The sequence below is a fragment of the Candidatus Cryosericum odellii genome, from assembly GCF_003570935.1.
Classification (GTDB): domain Bacteria; phylum Caldisericota; class Caldisericia; order Cryosericales; family Cryosericaceae; genus Cryosericum; species Cryosericum odellii.
Genome location: NZ_QXIU01000129.1, coordinates 1 through 3,415, shown reverse-complemented (window position 1 = coordinate 3,415; position 3,415 = coordinate 1). Strand labels below are relative to the sequence as shown.

Genomic DNA, 3,415 nt, shown 5'->3' with positions numbered 1-3,415 from the left:
ACTGACCACCGGATTGGTTTGTCTCTGTACAACCTGCCTCTCATCATGGAGGGAAACCTCGATCCAGTAGTCGACGCTCTTCACCGGGCTTCCCGGGAGAGAACGCTTGAGACGCCCATTCTGCAGGGCAACGACGACGATTGACTCTGCGAGAAGTAATTGCGCAAGCTGAGCAGCGTGCGCAGCTCTTGTCGCAGAAACACGGTGAACTGCAGTATGTTGTTGCGGCAAGCAGAGGATGGAGTCGTTCAGATCTGCTCATTCGGCTGGATCTACCTGCTGATACCGACATACAGGTATTTGTGGAGCAAGCTGCCCAACAACTGGCCGATGGATACCCTGCCGAGTACCTCACCGGCTATGCTGCTTTCTGTGACATTGTCGTGCGAGTGCGGGAGGGCGTTCTCGTGCCTCGCCCGGAGACAGAAAGCCTGGTGCAGATGGCCGGGGACTTCATTATTGAGCAGGATCGTCCCCATGCCATCGCATTGGACCTTTGCTCCGGTTCAGGGGCCATCGCTCTGGCATTGGCTGCCAGACTGCCACAGGTAGCGGTTGTGGGATTGGAGCTCGATTCCATATCTGTATCATGTTCTCGCGAATCCGCCCTGGACGCGAGTTTGTCAGAGCGGGTCAGGTTTGTCCAGGGCAACGTGCTGGCAGCGTGGGGTCTTGCCCTCGCCGATTTCCGCAGTCGCACTGATGTCATTGTCAGTAATCCTCCTTATGTGCGTGAGCAGCGTCTGTTCTCGGCGCACGCGTCTTCGCCCAGAGAACCAGTCCAGGCACTCTATGGCGGCACGTCAGGCATGGTTTTCTACAAACGGATCATTGCACAAGCTTGTGACTGGTTACGACCCGGTGGCCTGCTGCTGCTGGAGATTGACGATGGATTGGAAGAGGGTATACTCAACCTGTTTGAGCGGTATGGACTGCAGGGCGGATGCTGGTCGCCTGACCTTAGAGGGCTGTCGCGCTACGCGGAGGCACGTCGAGCAGAATGAACACGTTCAGCTATATCTTGCGTGATCTTGCGGTTTTTGCCGTTGCGTACCTCGTCGGTTCTGTGCCGTTCAGCTACATCTTCGCTAAAATGATCAAGGGCGTGGACATCACGAAGGTGGGCAGCAGAAACATGGGAGCTACAAATGTGTTGCGCACCGCAGGTCCTCTTCCTGCTGCGTTTGCTTTTGCTGGCGACTTTCTGAAGGCAGTGCTCCTTCTGCTCGTGCTGATAAGGTTCTTTCCGGCCATATCGCGGGAAACATTGCTTGTGGCGGCTGTTGTCGTGGTTCTGGGTCACGATTTCTCCGTTCTTGCTGGGTTCAAGGGAGGAAAGGGTGTTGCTACGACATTCGGAGTTGTGTTTGTGCTGAGCTGGCCCGTCGCTCTTGTGGAGTCAGGCATCTGGCTTGTCGTGATGGTGCTCCGCAATACCGTTTCTCTTGCATCAGTGGCCGTGTTTGCCACCCTTCCAGTTGCAGCGCTTCTTCTGAGACAGCCGCCGAAACTTGTTCTGATTTATACCCTGCTTGCTGTGCTCGGCATTGTTCGGCATGTTGCAAACATCCGTCGGTTGAGGGCTGGGGAAGAACCCAAACTCGAATGGTCCTATTTTCGGAGGCGGTAGATATCTCTGCCTGAGAGTGTCCTATTGGACACCTGCTCAGACGCCGATTTTCTGCGGCTATCCGAGCGTATTGCTTCGGGGGCCGTTGCAGTGTTCCCGACGGACACCGTCTATGGCATTGGTTGCAGCGCGGCATGTGCGTCTTCGGTTACCAGAGTGTTCGCAGTAAAGCATCGCGATGCCGCCAAGCCGTTGCCCGTTTTTGTACTCGATATCGCTCGTGTCCTGCCGTGGGTCGAGCCTGCGGCACGTGTCATGGCCCAGCGTCTTGCCAGCGTATTCTGGCCTGGGGCGCTTACCATCGTCGTCGACGTTGCGGGGAGTGGTCTCCACACACAGCCCCTGCCGCACCCAGAAGCGTCCAGCATCGGTTTCCGGGTACCCCGCCACACTGGACTCCTTCGCTTGCTTGCCGGCGGCATCCTGATGGCGCAGACAAGTCTGAATGAGAGCGGTGAGAGTGTCATTGAGAGCCTGGACGCGCCTGGAGCTGCCGGGTTGCTGGAGCGAGCGGACCTGGTCCTGGACAGCCGACAGCGGCCGGAAGGCCGGCCATCGACGGTTGTCAGATTGACAGCGGGGTCATGGTCCATCCTGCGCGAGGGCAGTATTTCTTGTGCTGACGTGGCTGCGGTGCTTGTGGGAGAGGTTCCGTGAGACGTGACATTGCTATAGACGGACCTTCTGGATCCGGCAAGACATCGGTGGGACTGGGTGTGGCCGCTGAGCTCGGTCTCATGCTCGTCGACTCTGGGTTATTGTACAGGGTGTTCACCGCTGCATATGCCGAGCAGTATCCATCTGACCGTTGTCTGCGGAGTGATCGCCTGTTGGATATCCTCGAGCGTTGTATAAGCTACGAGCCCGGCGGTACGGTTCTGTTTGGCGGGCGCGTTCTTCAGTTGTCCCTCCGCGACCCGAGAGTAGACAGCCTCGTGTCGCCTGTCAGTGCGGTGCCACAGGTGCGGACAGCCGTGAACAGGGAGTTGCGACGCATCGCCTTGCTCCAGGATGTTGTCATGGTTGGCCGGGACATAGGAACGACGGTTCTTCCCAAGGCTCTTCTGAAGGTGTTCATTACTGCGGACCCGGATGTTCGCGCCAGGCGGCGAGTTGCCCAGCTTGAGCGTCAGGGTAGCCTGGTCGACTACGGAGCCGTGCTGGCCAACATCAAGGAACGTGATGCGATAGACTCGTCCCGAAAAGACTCGCCTCTTCGATGCACAGAGGAGCACGTCAAGCTGGACAACTCTGCTGACGGCTCCGATGGAGTCGTGCAGGCGATCCTGGCCGAGTACCGCAGGAGGCTTGAGCATGCTGTATGAGCTGGTTGTTCCGATAGGCAGGCTCTGGTTCAGGACTTTCTTTAAACTCCACGTCATCGGACTTGAGAATGTACCGAGGCATGGACCAGGACTTATCTGCGGCAACCATTGCAGCTATCTGGATCCCATGCTTGCCGCCTTCGCGCTTCCGCGCAAGGTCTACAGTCTGTCACGCAAGGAGATCTACCAGCAGCCGCTGCTGAGGCCATTCATACGCCGTCTGGGTGGTGTGCGTATCGACAGGGAGTCTCTGGCCGATAAGTGTGCCCTCCAGGCAGTGCTGGCAATCATGGACCATGGTGACCTGTGCATGATCTACCCCGAAGGAACGCGGTCACCAGACGGATGTCTGCAGAACCCTCACAACGGGGCGGCTTTTCTGGCAGTGAAGTCGGGAGCACCGGTGGTCCCTATGGCCATCATCGGCTCATATGAGTGCTGGCCGAGGCAGAGGAGAGTC

General features: G+C 57.8%; 5 protein-coding genes. All 5 read left to right on the top strand.

What is annotated here, in order from left to right:
• Positions 1 to 140 precede the first annotated feature (140 nt).
• A complete protein-coding gene (locus SMC5_RS05465; RefSeq protein ID WP_119087542.1) occupies positions 141 to 1,004 on the top strand; it encodes a N5-glutamine methyltransferase family protein in 864 nt (287 codons plus the stop codon).
• Complete coding sequence (gene plsY, locus SMC5_RS05460) at positions 1,001 to 1,630, top strand: glycerol-3-phosphate 1-O-acyltransferase PlsY (protein ID WP_119087541.1); 630 nt, start codon at positions 1,001 to 1,003, stop codon at positions 1,628 to 1,630. Before SMC5_RS05465 ends, plsY begins: the two co-directional genes overlap by 4 nt.
• Positions 1,631 to 1,654: 24 nt before the next feature.
• Complete coding sequence (locus SMC5_RS05455) at positions 1,655 to 2,287, top strand: L-threonylcarbamoyladenylate synthase (RefSeq protein ID WP_165846474.1); 633 nt, start codon at positions 1,655 to 1,657, stop codon at positions 2,285 to 2,287.
• Positions 2,284 to 2,955: a (d)CMP kinase gene (cmk, locus tag SMC5_RS05450; RefSeq protein ID WP_119087539.1), complete on the top strand. Its 672-nt coding sequence runs from the start codon at positions 2,284 to 2,286 to the stop codon at positions 2,953 to 2,955. The genes SMC5_RS05455 and cmk overlap by 4 nt, the downstream gene beginning before the upstream one ends.
• The coding region (locus SMC5_RS05445) for a lysophospholipid acyltransferase family protein (protein WP_165848992.1) at positions 2,945 to 3,415 on the top strand (471 nt) is incomplete at its 3' end. The genes cmk and SMC5_RS05445, both read left to right, overlap by 11 nt.